The following is a 12,250-nucleotide window of genomic DNA, read 5'->3' as shown; positions in this document are numbered from 1 at the left end:
GCCGGCATCCGACCCCACGGCGACGAGTAATCCGTAATCATCAGCGGTCTGCGATCTCGTTCTTGAGTCGCTTCACGGCGATGTCGATGTCGTCGAACGCGGCGTCGTCAGCCACGATCATCACTCGCCGGCTCCGCTTGAAATAGGTCGCCGACACCTTGCCGTGTCGCGCCACGATCTTGCTCGGGTAATCCATCAGAGCCCGCCCATCGCCTTCCGACCGTCGTTATAGAACTGCTCGAGCGCATCCACCGCGGCCGTGGCCATCGCGTCGAAGCCGTCGCCGCCCAGATGTCCAGACGCGTCGCCGAAGTCGCCGTGGTCAACGGTGTCGATCAGCGCGGTTTTCGCCCGCTTGGTGAGCGCCGCCCGGATCGCCGCCTCTTCCCGCGCCTGGTGCTCGACCGCCTTCCGGCGCGCCAACTCTGCGATTACCTCTGCGGTCGCCATCGTTGGCGGGAAGTGGTCGCGGCGCGACCGCAGCGCATCCCAGCCCGGCGTGCCGAACGGATCAGGCGCGGTCACGCTCGCCTCGGTTCCATGCCGCGACTCCCGTTGCAGGGGTTCGCCGGATGGTCACCGCACGACGCACCGACTGGTTCTGCATGGAAGCCATAAGGCTTGACCGCGCACGTGTGCTTGCCCTGCTGCCACCCTTCGACATGCACGTAATCCGATGACTTCGGCGTGATGGCGATGCGGTCGTCGCAGTGCTTGCAGGGCTGCGGGTCCGTGCTGTCCTGGACAGCACCGTTTTGCATATCCGCTGGTCGCGGCTGATCGACAGGCTGGGGGGAGAGTGGGTCAGAGCCCATGGCCGTAGGGTACAGCGATTTTCGGGATTGGGTTCAGCGTTGGGTGCAGTCCCAACGCTGAAACCCTTCCCTACCTGTGCGCCGTCAGGGTTTCGAACCCCGGACCCGCTGATTAAGAGTCAGCTGCTCTACCAACTGAGCTAACGGCGCGCGTGTGAGACAATAACAGGCCCGCGGCGCAGGACGGAAATCACCGAAGAATCCGCTTGTCAGGGCACTTCCCGATCGCAACGTCGCGTTCATGTGCGCGTGCCGAATGCATCGTAGAATCGAACCCGACAATGCTGGGAACCTCCTGTGGGTATTCCCCGACAAGTCTGTGTAGAAGAGATGGAGCGACTATGTGGCAGCGCAACACGGCGACGCGCGGGCGGGCCTGGCTGGCCGCGGTCGTGCTGGTTCCCGCGATGGCGCTGGCGATGACAGCGTGTGGGAGCCGGACGGAGTCGGCCGCACCGCAGGTCATCGACGAGAAGGGCACCCCGTTCGGTGATCTGCTGGTACCGAAGTTGACCTCCTCGGTCAAAGACGGCGCAGTCGGGGTGAGTGTGGACTCTCCGGTGACCGTGAGCGCCGAGTTCGGGGTTCTGGGTGCGGTGTCGATGATGAACGAGAACGGCAAGCCCGTGCAGGGCCGACTGTCCGACGACGGCCTGACGTGGGAGACCGCGGAGCCGTTGGGTTACAACAAGCGCTACACGCTCACCGCGGAGTCTCTCGGTCTCGGTGGCGTCGCGAAGCGGCAGATGTCGTTCGAGACGCACTCGCCGGAGAACCTGACGATGCCCTATGTGCTGCCCAACGAGGGTGAAGTGGTCGGGGTGGGACAACCCGTCGCCGTGCGATTCGACGAGAACATCCCCAATCGCCTTGCGGCGCAACGCGCTATCACGGTGAAGACGACCCCCGAGGTCGAGGGCGCCTTCTACTGGCTGAGCAATCGCGAGGTGCGCTGGCGTCCGGCCGAGTACTGGAAGCCGGGCACCAAGGTCGAGGTGGAGGTCAACACCTACGGCGTCGACCTCGGCGACGGGCTGTTCGGTCAGGAGAACGTCTCGACGTCCTTCACGATCGGCGATCAGGTCATCACGACCGTCGACGACAACACCAAGACCTTGACGGTGAGGCGCAACGGCGAGGTGATCAAGTCGATGCCGGTGTCGATGGGCAAGAACAGCACGCCGACGAACAACGGCACCTACATCGTCGGGGATCGTCGTGCGCACATGGTGATGGACTCGTCGACCTACGGTGTGCCGGTCGAATCACCCAACGGCTATCGCACCGAAGTGGATTGGGCCACCCAGATCTCCTACAGCGGCATCTACGTGCACGCCGCCCCGTGGTCGGTGGGCAGCCAGGGCTACAGCAACGTCAGCCACGGGTGCATCAACGTCAGTACCAGCAACGGGCAGTGGTTCTACAACAACGCCAAGCGCGGAGACATCGTCGAGATCGTCAACACGGTGGGGTCGCCTCTGCCGGGAACCGACGGCCTCGGTGACTGGAACATCCCGTGGGAGCAATGGCAGGCCGGTAACGCCAACGTCTAGGTCGGCCGTAGCGCGATCGGAGTCACCACTTCCCCGGTCGCGCACCCGCGCTCGTCAAGGAGCCAGCCGACCCGCTTGGACGTTCGCAGGTTGATCCCGCTGTCGCGCAGCTCCAACCAGGGCAATCTGTCGCCGAGCACCTGTTCGATCTCGAGGATGCGCGCCAGATCGGGAGTCCACGCGGTGATCAGCAGATTGGCATCACCAGTGGTGGACATACACAGGCGCACGTGGGGGAGGGTGTGCAAGGCGGCAACCGTGCGGGCCCGATCGGCCGGCCGCAGCCGTGCGCGCCACGTACAGCTGATCGGGCGGCGCGCCGCGGTGTGCGCCACTTCGCAGCGTATCGACAGCATCCCCGAGGCCAGCAGGCGGGGAAGTTGGCGGCGCACGGTCGCCGGATTGCGCCCGACGAGGTCCGCGATCTCGGCGGCAGTGCGCCGCCCGTCACCGCTCAGCGCCTGGATGAGCGGCCACGCAGCTGGTGGCGGGCCGGGGGCCGTGGCACGGCGCGCTCGCCGCGCGACGTTCTCCAGCGCCCGAACCCGGGCCGGGTCGAGGGCGTCGAGCCGCCAGCTGCTGCCGTCCCGATGAACGGCGGTTGCCACGTAGGTGCGCCTGCCGGCCACCCCCGTCATGGTGGCGAGGTCGTCGACGACGAACCGACTCATCTGCGACATGTCGGCCGTCATCACCGTGAGCAGAAGGTCGTATCCCTGGGTGGATTCCTCCACTGTCACCACCCGCGGATCAGCGCACAACGCCTGCACCACCTCCCGCTGTGCCCCGGCGCGGCAGTCGACCTCGATCAACGCGGTGGTCTGGTGCTGGTAGGTGCCTCCGGGATGAACCGCGACCCAGGCGAAACCGTTGGCGCGCAACCGCTCCCAGCGTGCGGCCAGGGCCTGCGCGCTGGCGCCGAGTATCCGACCTGCCTCGGACCAGCTGATTCTCGGCGCGATCTGCAGTGCATGGATCAGCTGCAGATCCAGCTCCTGCAGCGGTAGTGCGTGCACGAATTCGGAGTATATGCGCACCGCAATTCACATATCTGCGATTCTGGGCGCCGTATATGCTCAGCGGCCCACGGTAGACCCATGCCTCACACATTCCAACGCGGCGACCTCGGCGACCGGCTGACCGCGCTGCGCCGACGGCTGCACCGCCGACCCGAGATCGGCCTGCAGCTCCCGAGAACCCAAGCCGAGGTCCTCGACGCGCTGGGCCGGCTCCCCGTCGAGATCAGCACCGGTGATGCGTTGACCTCCGTGACCGCGATCGTGCGGGGACGACGCGCCTCGCACGCTGTGCTGCTGCGTGCAGACATGGATGCGTTGCCGGTGCAGGAAGCCACCGGCCTGTCGTACGCATCGGAAGTGCCCGGTGCGATGCATGCGTGTGGCCACGATCTGCACACCGCGATGTTGGTCGGGGCCGCAGAACTGCTGTGCGAGCGCCGCGATGAACTCGACGGCGACGTCGTGTTGATGTTCCAGCCCGGGGAGGAGGGCTGGGAAGGTGCGCAGGCAATGCTCGACGAAGGTCTTCTCGAGGCGGCGGGAGTCCCGGTCGCCGCGGCGTACGCACTGCACGTGTTCTCGAATCAGCCTGCAGGCCATGTCCGTACGCGCGCCGGTGCCGTGCTGGCTGCCTCCGCGCAGCTCGAGGTCCGCGTCGTCGGTGCCGGCGGTCACGCGTCGGCACCCCACTTGGCCCACGACCCCGTTCCGGCGACCGCGGAGATGATCCTGGCACTGCAGCGGGCCGCCGGACGCGACCTCGACAATCAGGATCCGGCGGTCGTCACCGTCGGTGTGGTGGAGGCCGGTGAGCGGCCGAACGTGATTCCCGAATCGGCCCGCTTCGTCGCCAACATCCGAACGCTCTCCACCGCCGCGCAGGAGCGCGTGCACGCCCTCGCGCGCCGGGTGCTCGACGGTGTCGCCGCCGCGCATGGGGTCCGAGCGGACATCACGTTCACGCCGATGCGTCCGCCGACGGTCAACGATCGTGGCGAAGCCGATCTGGCGATCGACATCGGTACCGAGCTGTTCGGACCCACCCGGGTGCACCGATCGTCTCGACCCGAGAACGGTTCCGAGGACTTCTCCCGCATCCTGGCGCACGTGCCGGGTTGTTTCCTGAGCCTCGGCGCCATGCCGGCCGGCATGTGCGCCGACAATGCCGCCTACAACCACAGCCCTGCAGCCCTTTTCGACGACGGCGGGCTCGTCGACGGTGCGGTCCTGCTGGCCTCACTCGCGGTCCGGCGGCTGCAGCTCTGTTCATCCACGTCGAAGCGAGAAGCATCATGACCACCGCGAGAACGGCTGACCGGCAGACCACCGACCACCCCACGCCGAAGCGCCACCTCGCGGCCATCGGCCTGGGGCACGCGATCGAGTGGTACGACTGGGGTGTCTACGCGGTCTTCGCGCCGTTCTTCGCCGACCAGTTCTTCGCCGCGGGCGATCCCACGACTGCCGTACTCGCCAGCCTCGCGGTGTTCGCGGTCGGATTCGGCGCGCGTCCCCTGGGCGGCATCGTGTTCGGGTTGCTCGCCGACCGCCGCGGGCGACGCTTCGCGATGATGGTCGCTGTCGGATGCATGGCCGCGGCGAGTTTCGTCCTCGGGCTGACCCCGTCCTACCACGCGATCGGCCTATGGGCGCCGATCGTGCTGGTGGCGACTCGGCTGATCCAGGGGATGGCGTGCGGCGGGGAACTTCCCGCCGCGCAGACGTACCTGTCGGAGATCGCGCCACCCCCGCGCCGCGGACGCTGGTCGAGCCTGATCTACATCGCCAGTGTCAGCGGAAACACCATCGGGATCGCGGTGGGGCTCCTGCTGACCTCCCAACTGTCCACCGCGGCGATGCACGAATGGGGCTGGCGGGTGCCGTTCCTGCTCGGCGGAGTGTTCGGTCTGATCACGGCGTACATGAGGCGAGTGATGGACGAGCCGGAAGTCTTCCGGAAGAATGACGAAAAGCCGCAACGAACAACGCTTTTCCGGGCGATACTCGGTCACCGCCGGCAGGTGGCGCAGGTGGTCGGACTGAGCATCGGCTTCACTGTCGTCTACTACGCCTGGGTGATCGCGGCCCCGTCTTACGCGATCACCACCTTGCACATCGGGTCCGCGCAGGCGCTGACCGCGGCGATCGGGGCGGCACTGGCATTCATGGCGGCCATGCCGCTGTGGGGTGCGCTCTCCGACAGAATCGGCCGTAAGCCGGTGCTGTTGATCAGCGTATTAGGTAGTGCCGCAGCACAATTCCCGTTGCAGTATTTACTGCAGGATTCGGCATGGCAATTGTTCTCGGCTCTGTTGATCGCCATGGTGCCGCTGGCCGCCGGCGTGTCGATCCTGCCCGCCGTCTACGCCGAGTTGTTTCCCACCGGCATCCGATCGAGCGGAATGGCCATCCCGTACTCGATTACCGTGGCGCTGTTCGGTGGAACGGCCCCTTACCTGCAGGGCTGGGTCGGGCAGCACTTCGGCCGGTCTGCCTTCGACGGCTACGTGGTGGTCGTTCTTCTGATCACCGCCGCCACGGTGCTCACCCTGCCCGAGACGCGCCACAGGGCGTTGGACGAGGCTTACTGACATGCGACTCCTCGACCACCTCGCCGAAAACCCCGTTCGTGTTCTCGACCTGGGTCAGCCGCTGTTCAACGGTGCGCCATCGTCACCGTCGCACCCCGGATTTCGGTCGGCACTGACGCTGCGCCACGGCGACGCCGTGCGACCGGACGGGATGACCGGCGCCCACGAGATGTTCACCTCCGGTGGCCACGTCGGGACACACGTCGACGCGTTGTGTCACGTTGCGGTCGACGGCAAGATCTTCGGTGGTCGGCGCACCGACGTCGTCGACGGCCGTTATGCAGCCGGCGGGATCGACGAGTTCCCGCTGGCAGTGCGCCGCGCGGTTCTCGTCGACGTGCCGCTTCTGCGTGGCGTCGACCGGCTCGGAGCCGGGGAGGCCGTGTCGGCCGACGACCTCGAACTGGTCGATGTGCCGATCGGGCCCGGTGACGCGGTGCTGGTGCGCACCGGTTGGGCGCAGCTCTGGCCTGACTCCGAGGCCTACGTCGGGCGACGAACCGGTGTTCCGGGTTTGGACCCCGCGGGTGCGGAGTGGCTGGCCCAGCGAGGCGTCGCCGTTGTCGGCGCCGACACCGTTGCACTGGAATGCATCTCGTCCGCGATCGGGCTCGCCGAGCTTCCGGTTCATCGCATCTTGCTCGCCGAGCACGGAATCCATCTGATCGAGGTGATGAATCTCGAGAATCTCGGTGGACAGCGCGAATTCGCGTTCGTCTGTGCGCCGCTGAACATGCTCGGCGCCACGGGTGCACCCGTGCGGCCGTTGGCGCTGCTCGATGAACAGGGAGCCCGGTGATGGTTGTCAGGATCGGTTCTGTCGAGATCGCTCGGGTGCTGGAATGGGTGGGCCCGCTCAAGACCGTCGGGGAGATGTTCCCCGACACCCCGGCTGACCTGTGGACCGACGACCTGGCTCCGCACCATTGGGTTCCGCAGACCCGCGCCTACCGCGCCGCGATCCAAACCTGGGTGCTGCGCACGGGCGGTCGCACGATCCTGATCGACACGGGGGTCGGCAATGATCGTGAGCGCCCGCAGGCCCCTGTTCTCGACCACCTGCACACGGACTTCTTGGCCGACCTCGCCGGCCTCGGGGTGCAGCCCGCCGACGTCGACGTGGTGATCAACACCCACATCCACTACGACCACGTGGGGTGGAACACCACACTCGTCGGCGGGCAGTGGGTGCCCACGTTCCCCAACGCCACCTTCGTCGTGCCCGAAGCCGATTACGACTACTTCCGCCCGGAGAACGCCGAACGAATGCGTCCCGCGCGCACCGAGGACGAGAAGGCGCGATTCGCGGGCATCCGGTTGGTCTTCGAGGACAGCATTGCCCCGATCGCGGCCTCCGGACAATTGCAGACCTGGCGGGGCGAGCACCGCATCGATGACGCCGTGCGGGTGGAACCCGCGCCCGGTCACACCCCGGGTTCGTCGGTGGTCTGGCTCGAGAGCGGAGCCGGCGCCGTGTTCGTCGGCGATCTGGTGCACACTCCGCTTCAGATCAGCAGGACCAACGATTCTTGTGCGTTCGACATCGATGCCGAGCAGGCACGGATCAGCCGCACCCGCGTACTCGCGAGGGCCGCGCAGCAGGGTACGGCCGTCTACCCCGCGCACTTCGCCGGGCCCGGGGCGCTGACTCCGAGGGTGCGAGGGGACCGTCTGGAGATCGAGCACTGGGAGGACTTCGACCCGGTCTGAGCCTCGAGACCGCGCGCCACCAAACCTTCCGGGCGGGACGGCGTCCGCAATGACGATGCTTCATGTCGCGATCTGAAAAGCCGGCGACCCGGGAAACACGTCAGGGGCCCCGTGAGGGGCCCCTGACCTGCGGGGTGGCTGACGGGACTCGAACTCCCGTGTGCGACGCGCATCCGGGTACATCAAAGCGCGAAAATATGCCTCTGAGCTGGGACGCAGTGGTGTGGGCCCCTACATCTGGGTACGCGGCGGTACACCGTCATGCAACGACGACGTTGCATGGTTCGTTGCATGGAATCGGCGACGCCGTGCCTCTACCTGGGCACGAGGGTGGTTGGTGGGGATGTTCGGGCATCGTTGTGGGTAGGGGTGGTGCATCATCGTGAGCATGCCGTCCATACCCGCCCCCGTTGAGCCATCGGTGCTCCGCTGGGCGCGCGAGTCGTGCGGCCTGATCGAGGTCGCGGCGTCGCGCAAGATCGGGGTGCCCGACGACCGGGTGGCCGCATGGGAGGCGGGCACGGCGGTGCCGACCATTGCGCAGTTGCGCAAGGCGGCCGAGGTGTACAAGCGGTCGCTGGCGGTGTTCTTCCTCCCCGCGCCGCCCGAGGGGTTCGACACTCTGCGCGACTTCCGGCGGCTCGACGGTGCCGACGGCGGGAAGTGGTCGCTCGAGCTGCATGAGGAGTTCCGGCGAGCGCACACACAGCGTGACTATGCATTGGAGCTGGCCGAGACCGAGGAGCGGGAGCTACCCGATGCCTGGCGCGTCCCAGTGTCCGAGGACGACAGCGATGCCGACATCGCGGCGCGCATCCGCGCGGCCCTGATCGAGGTCGGGCCGCTGCCCATCCCGCCGAACTCGCCGACGCCCTACGAGCACCTGAATGCGTGGGTGTCGGCGATCGAGGCGTCCGGCGTGCTGGTGCTGGCGACCCGTGGCGGCAAGGTGGCCGTGGACGAGATGCGCGGCATGTCGCTGTTCTTCGACGTGCTGCCGGTGATCGTGCTCAACGGCGGCGATTACCCCCGCCCGCGGCTGTTCTCACTGCTACACGAGTTCGTCCACCTGGTGCTGCACACCGAAGGGCTGTGCGACGTGGTGACCGACGACCGGCCCCGCAGCGCCAACCGGACCTTGGAGGCGCGGTGCAACGCCATCGCCGCCGCCATACTGATGCCCGCCGCCCAGGTGCGCGGAAGGCCCGAAGTGATCGCGCGCACCGACATCCCGGCCTCGTGGACTTACGAGACGCTGCGCCCGGTGGCTGCGCAGTTCGGTGTGAGCGCCGAGGCTTTTCTGCGGCGGCTGTCCACGCTGGGCCTGGTGCCGGTCGAGCTGTACCGGCAGCGCCGTGCCGAGTTCATCGCCGCCCACGATGAGGAGGCCGACCGCGCGCGGTCGACCGGCGGCGGGGACTGGTACCGCAACACCGTGCGCGACCTCGGCAAGGGCTACGTGCGCGCCGTCGCCGACGCCCACCGCCGTCGGGTCATTGACAGCAACACCGCCGCGATCTACCTGGACGCGAAGGTGAGCCAGATTCCGCGCCTGGCCGAGTCCGCCGAGCTGCGGAGCGTTGTGTGACCGACAAGTTCTACTCGTTCGACACCAGCGCGATCCTCAACGGGCGACGTGACCTCTTCCGGCCCAGAGTGTTTCAAACGCTATGGGTGCAGATCGAGGACGCCATTGCGGCAGGGCAGATCAGGTCCGTGGATGAGGTGCAACGCGAACTGAGCCGTCGCGACGACGACGCCAAGCGGTGGGCCGATGCCCAAGGCGACCTGTTCGTGCCGCTCGAAACTCCGATCCAGCAGAGCGCCGCCCAGATACTCACCGTGCACGACAAGCTCGTCCGTCAAGGTGGAAGGCGCAGCGGCGCTGACCCGTTCGTCATCGCCCTGGCGATGGTGCGCAACGGCACCGTCGTCACCGAGGAAATTGCCACCGGCAATCTGGACAAGCCGCGCATCCCCGATGTGTGCGGTGACCTCGGGGTGCCGTGCCTCAACCTGATGGAGTACATCGAGGCCCAAGGGTGGACGTTCTGACCCGTCGCGGTCACCGCGAGCCGGGCGGCCAGGCCAGTCATGTCAGCTGACGTTCCTACACTCCCGTTCATGGGCAAGTATCGAGGTGGGCCGAAGCCGTGGGAAAAGAACGATCCGAAGGGCCGTCGGCTCGACCCCAGCCAATACCCGGAGCTGAACGCCGTGTTCTACACCGCCGACCCGGCGGAGTTCATCAAGATGCGCATCGAGTCGCTGTCGCTGATGGCGTGCAGCGACGACCAGCTCGCCCCGCTGTACGGGACCGACCGAACCATCGGTGCCGCGTACCTCGGCGCGATGCCACCGCCGACTTCGGAGGCTCGACAGCGGTACATGCGCATGGAGGCGGTGACCATCGCCAACCACGCCTCCGAGACGCTGCTGCGGATGTTCTTCGCGCATACCGAGCACCCCGAATGCCCGTGGCTCGGCATGTCGGCTTCGACGGACTTCCGCGAGTACAAGGCGAAGCTCGACGCCGCGCTCGACGCAGGGTTTAACCGCGAGCAGATCGCCACCGTGTTTCTAGGTGGGACCAGCCGCGTCGACGCGGTAGTGCAACTCACCGATGACGAGTTCGAGGACGCCATCGACGCGCTGGCCATGTTGCTGATCGACTGCGCCAACCGGGTTCTCGGTGACGCCTTCGTCTACAACGCGGTCAAGCACGGGGTGAGCGCGGTCGCAGTCGATGACGACGAGGCGAAAGTGTCGTGGCAGCCGATGGACGGCGAGCCGGTCACTATTCACGAGGGTCCGGTCCACGTCTACCTGCACAGGAAGGGGCACCCTGAAGCGGCGAAGAACGAGGCGCACTGGTGGCTCACCATGGAGGACTCGAACCCCGGCCGCGAACTGGCGGTGTCGGTGCTGATCACCAAGGCGCTGGACTCCCTGTGGGACGTTGCCCGCCGCCGGTACCTGGGCGAAAGCGGGTCCATCACCTACATCAGCAAGGCGGCGGTCGAGATCGCCGTGTGGGGCACCACGATGCAGGCGATGAACCTGCTCAAGCGCGCGACCCACGAACTGATCAAGGTGAAGCCGGACGGCACCGTGGACGGTACCGATCACCGCATCGTCGGCTACCACATCCCTCGACCGTGGTCGCCGGAGCGAGCGGCTCCCGCGATGGTGATTCGTCCGGTGCCGCTGCCCGCTCGCGAGCGTGACCGTCAGCTTGTCTCGACGGGTCGACGGTCGTATCTGCCGATCACGCCCCGCGGCTTCCAGCGGGGGTGACGGAAGCGTCGATCAACCGATTAGGAGACAACTGGCCGCACGGGTTGGCTGCCGATCTTCTCCCACGTCTGCTGGCGTGCGTCGGTGAACCGCAGCGCCATCCGCTCGATCTCGGAGGCGTCCGCGTGGACGGCATCAGTGCCAGTGGGCCGAAACATCAACCGAGACTGCTGATATGCGCCCACCGTGGGCTCGACGTACTCGGACCGCGGCTCCGGCTCTGAACCCAGGTAGACAACGATCTGCGCGCCCGCCAGGCCGCTAACCACGACGTTCGTGACGGGCTGACTGCTCTCGTTGTGAACCTTCCAGCCGCTGAAACCTCGCTGCACCTCAGAGAGCACGATCAACACGCTGGACGCCTGCGCGGACTGCTCAGCGGTGTTGCGCGCCTCCTCGGCACGCTGGCGAGACTCCTGCACCGTTGCGATCCGACCGACGTCGGACGCGACGTCCTTCGCCGCCTGCACGGCCTCGTCCCGTTTCTCCTCGGCGATCCGCTTGGCTTCGCGGGACCGCAACGCCGATACGCCCGCCGCAATGGCCGACCCCAAGGCCACGGCTGCGCTGACTCCGCTGATGATGACGTTGGCGAGGTCCACGGAGCCGAAGCTATCGGCCTAGGCGCCTCACTGTCCGCCGATCCGGCGGCGCATCCAGGCGGGTGGCGGTGGAAGCTTGCCCTCGCGGGCGCGTCGGACGGTGTCGATGGGGCTCACAAAGTGGACGTAGTGACCGACGGTATGCGCCAGCACGTCGTGGGCCACCACTGCCGCGGCCACCCGGTCGGGATGGTGCTGACCGGCCTCCCAAGTCACCGCTTGGGCCTCGAGGTCGGGTAGGTACCCGGCGACCCGGGCGCGCCCCGTGGAGATCGACGCCGAGACGGCGAAGGTGCTCAGGCGGTGGCGCGCTGAACGCGGTTCGGTGGCGTTGGACTTCACCCGAGCGGACGCGGTGGTGTTCGGCACCATCGACGGGACACCGCGCAACCCCATGTCGGTGTCGGAAATGTTCACCCGCCGCGTGGCCAAGGCCCGTAAGGCTCTGGGCACCGACGCGCTGCCGGTGATCACGCTGCACGGTCTGCGCCACACGCACGCGACGGTGCTGTTGGAGGCGGGGGAGAACCCGAAGGTGGTGCAGGAACGCCTCGGCCACACCACGTTCACCACCACGATGGACATCTATTCCCACGTCACGCCGACGATGCAGCGGTCGGCGGTGGACCGGTTCGCGGCGGCGGTGTCCGGCACCGATTGAGG

14 protein-coding genes and 1 tRNA gene are annotated in these 12,250 nt (G+C 67.1%); 9 read left to right on the top strand and 6 right to left on the bottom strand.

Annotated elements, in window-relative coordinates; all coding sequences use genetic code 11:
* Nucleotides 1–40: 40 nt before the first annotated feature.
* The 3 genes from ACXYX3_RS17550 to ACXYX3_RS17540 form a co-directional block, all read right to left on the bottom strand.
* The gene (locus ACXYX3_RS17550; protein WP_458608391.1) at nt 41–196 is read right to left on the bottom strand and encodes a hypothetical protein; all 156 of its coding nucleotides are present in this window, start codon (nt 194–196) and stop codon (nt 41–43) included.
* Complete coding sequence (locus ACXYX3_RS17545; protein WP_458608390.1) at nt 196–525, bottom strand: hypothetical protein; 330 nt, start codon at nt 523–525, stop codon at nt 196–198. The genes ACXYX3_RS17550 and ACXYX3_RS17545 overlap by 1 nt, the downstream gene beginning before the upstream one ends.
* Nucleotides 526–892: 367 nt before the next feature.
* A tRNA-Lys gene (locus ACXYX3_RS17540) sits at nt 893–965 on the bottom strand.
* A 191-nt stretch (nt 966–1,156) separates the two neighbouring features.
* Between ACXYX3_RS17540 and ACXYX3_RS17535 the strand changes: the two genes are divergently transcribed.
* Nucleotides 1,157–2,368, top strand: a complete 1,212-nt coding sequence (locus ACXYX3_RS17535) for a L,D-transpeptidase (RefSeq protein WP_241205933.1) — start codon at nt 1,157–1,159, stop codon at nt 2,366–2,368.
* Here the strand turns inward: ACXYX3_RS17535 and ACXYX3_RS17530 are convergent.
* Nucleotides 2,365–3,384, bottom strand: a complete 1,020-nt coding sequence (locus tag ACXYX3_RS17530; protein ID WP_241205934.1) for an Lrp/AsnC family transcriptional regulator — start codon at nt 3,382–3,384, stop codon at nt 2,365–2,367. The genes ACXYX3_RS17535 and ACXYX3_RS17530 overlap by 4 nt on opposite strands.
* A gap of 81 nt (nt 3,385–3,465) precedes the next feature.
* On the opposite strand from ACXYX3_RS17530, the gene ACXYX3_RS17525 reads away from it, so the two are divergent.
* The 7 genes from ACXYX3_RS17525 (at nt 3,466) to ACXYX3_RS17495 (ending at nt 10,985) form a co-directional block, all read left to right on the top strand.
* Entirely contained in the window at nt 3,466–4,683 is a 1,218-nt protein-coding gene (locus tag ACXYX3_RS17525; protein ID WP_458608389.1) for a M20 metallopeptidase family protein, read from the top strand.
* Nucleotides 4,680–5,978, top strand: a complete 1,299-nt coding sequence (locus ACXYX3_RS17520) for an MFS transporter (RefSeq protein ID WP_458608388.1) — start codon at nt 4,680–4,682, stop codon at nt 5,976–5,978. Before ACXYX3_RS17525 ends, ACXYX3_RS17520 begins: the two co-directional genes overlap by 4 nt.
* A gap of 1 nt (nt 5,979) precedes the next feature.
* On the top strand, nt 5,980–6,777 hold the full coding sequence (locus ACXYX3_RS17515; RefSeq protein ID WP_458608387.1) for a cyclase family protein: 798 nt from the start codon (nt 5,980–5,982) through the stop codon (nt 6,775–6,777).
* Entirely contained in the window at nt 6,777–7,688 is a 912-nt protein-coding gene (locus ACXYX3_RS17510; protein WP_458608386.1) for an MBL fold metallo-hydrolase, read from the top strand. The genes ACXYX3_RS17515 and ACXYX3_RS17510 overlap by 1 nt, the downstream gene beginning before the upstream one ends.
* Nucleotides 7,689–8,076: 388 nt before the next feature.
* On the top strand, nt 8,077–9,276 hold the full coding sequence (locus ACXYX3_RS17505) for an XRE family transcriptional regulator (protein WP_458608385.1): 1,200 nt from the start codon (nt 8,077–8,079) through the stop codon (nt 9,274–9,276).
* Complete coding sequence (locus ACXYX3_RS17500; protein ID WP_458608384.1) at nt 9,273–9,743, top strand: DUF4411 family protein; 471 nt, start codon at nt 9,273–9,275, stop codon at nt 9,741–9,743. Before ACXYX3_RS17505 ends, ACXYX3_RS17500 begins: the two co-directional genes overlap by 4 nt.
* A 69-nt stretch (nt 9,744–9,812) precedes the next feature.
* Complete coding sequence (locus ACXYX3_RS17495; protein WP_458608383.1) at nt 9,813–10,985, top strand: hypothetical protein; 1,173 nt, start codon at nt 9,813–9,815, stop codon at nt 10,983–10,985.
* A 20-nt stretch (nt 10,986–11,005) separates the two neighbouring features.
* On the opposite strand, the gene ACXYX3_RS17490 is transcribed toward ACXYX3_RS17495, so the two are convergent.
* Nucleotides 11,006–11,587 (bottom strand): hypothetical protein, encoded by a 582-nt coding sequence (locus tag ACXYX3_RS17490; protein ID WP_458608382.1) that lies wholly within the window; start codon nt 11,585–11,587, stop codon nt 11,006–11,008.
* 27 nt (nt 11,588–11,614) lie between these two features.
* Nucleotides 11,615–11,803 carry a hypothetical protein gene (locus ACXYX3_RS17485; protein ID WP_458608381.1) on the bottom strand — a complete coding sequence of 63 codons (189 nt, stop codon included), beginning with the start codon at nt 11,801–11,803 and terminating at the stop codon, nt 11,615–11,617.
* Between the two features lie 76 nt (nt 11,804–11,879).
* On the opposite strand from ACXYX3_RS17485, the gene ACXYX3_RS17480 reads away from it, so the two are divergent.
* On the top strand, nt 11,880–12,248 hold the full coding sequence (locus tag ACXYX3_RS17480; protein WP_458612129.1) for a tyrosine-type recombinase/integrase: 369 nt from the start codon (nt 11,880–11,882) through the stop codon (nt 12,246–12,248).
* Nucleotides 12,249–12,250 lie beyond the last annotated feature (2 nt).

The organism is Mycobacterium sp. Panama NTM2, assembly GCF_054355555.1.
The sequence above is the reverse complement of the archived record's forward strand: the minus strand, read 5'-3'. Positions and strand labels throughout refer to the sequence as shown.

Excerpts from the sequence above, each read along its gene's own strand:
- ACXYX3_RS17520 (WP_458608388.1), top strand. The coding sequence starts at position 4,680 with ATGACCACCGCGAGAACGGCTGACCGGCAGACCACCGACCACCCCACG.
- ACXYX3_RS17535 (WP_241205933.1), top strand. The coding sequence starts at position 1,157 with ATGTGGCAGCGCAACACGGCGACGCGCGGGCGGGCCTGGCTGGCCGCG.
- ACXYX3_RS17505 (WP_458608385.1), top strand. The coding sequence starts at position 8,077 with ATGCCGTCCATACCCGCCCCCGTTGAGCCATCGGTGCTCCGCTGGGCG.
- ACXYX3_RS17515 (WP_458608387.1), top strand. The coding sequence starts at position 5,980 with ATGCGACTCCTCGACCACCTCGCCGAAAACCCCGTTCGTGTTCTCGAC.
- ACXYX3_RS17510 (WP_458608386.1), top strand. The coding sequence starts at position 6,777 with ATGGTTGTCAGGATCGGTTCTGTCGAGATCGCTCGGGTGCTGGAATGG.
- ACXYX3_RS17525 (WP_458608389.1), top strand. The coding sequence starts at position 3,466 with ATGCCTCACACATTCCAACGCGGCGACCTCGGCGACCGGCTGACCGCG.
- ACXYX3_RS17550 (WP_458608391.1), bottom strand. The coding sequence starts at position 196 with ATGGATTACCCGAGCAAGATCGTGGCGCGACACGGCAAGGTGTCGGCG.
- ACXYX3_RS17495 (WP_458608383.1), top strand. The coding sequence starts at position 9,813 with ATGGGCAAGTATCGAGGTGGGCCGAAGCCGTGGGAAAAGAACGATCCG.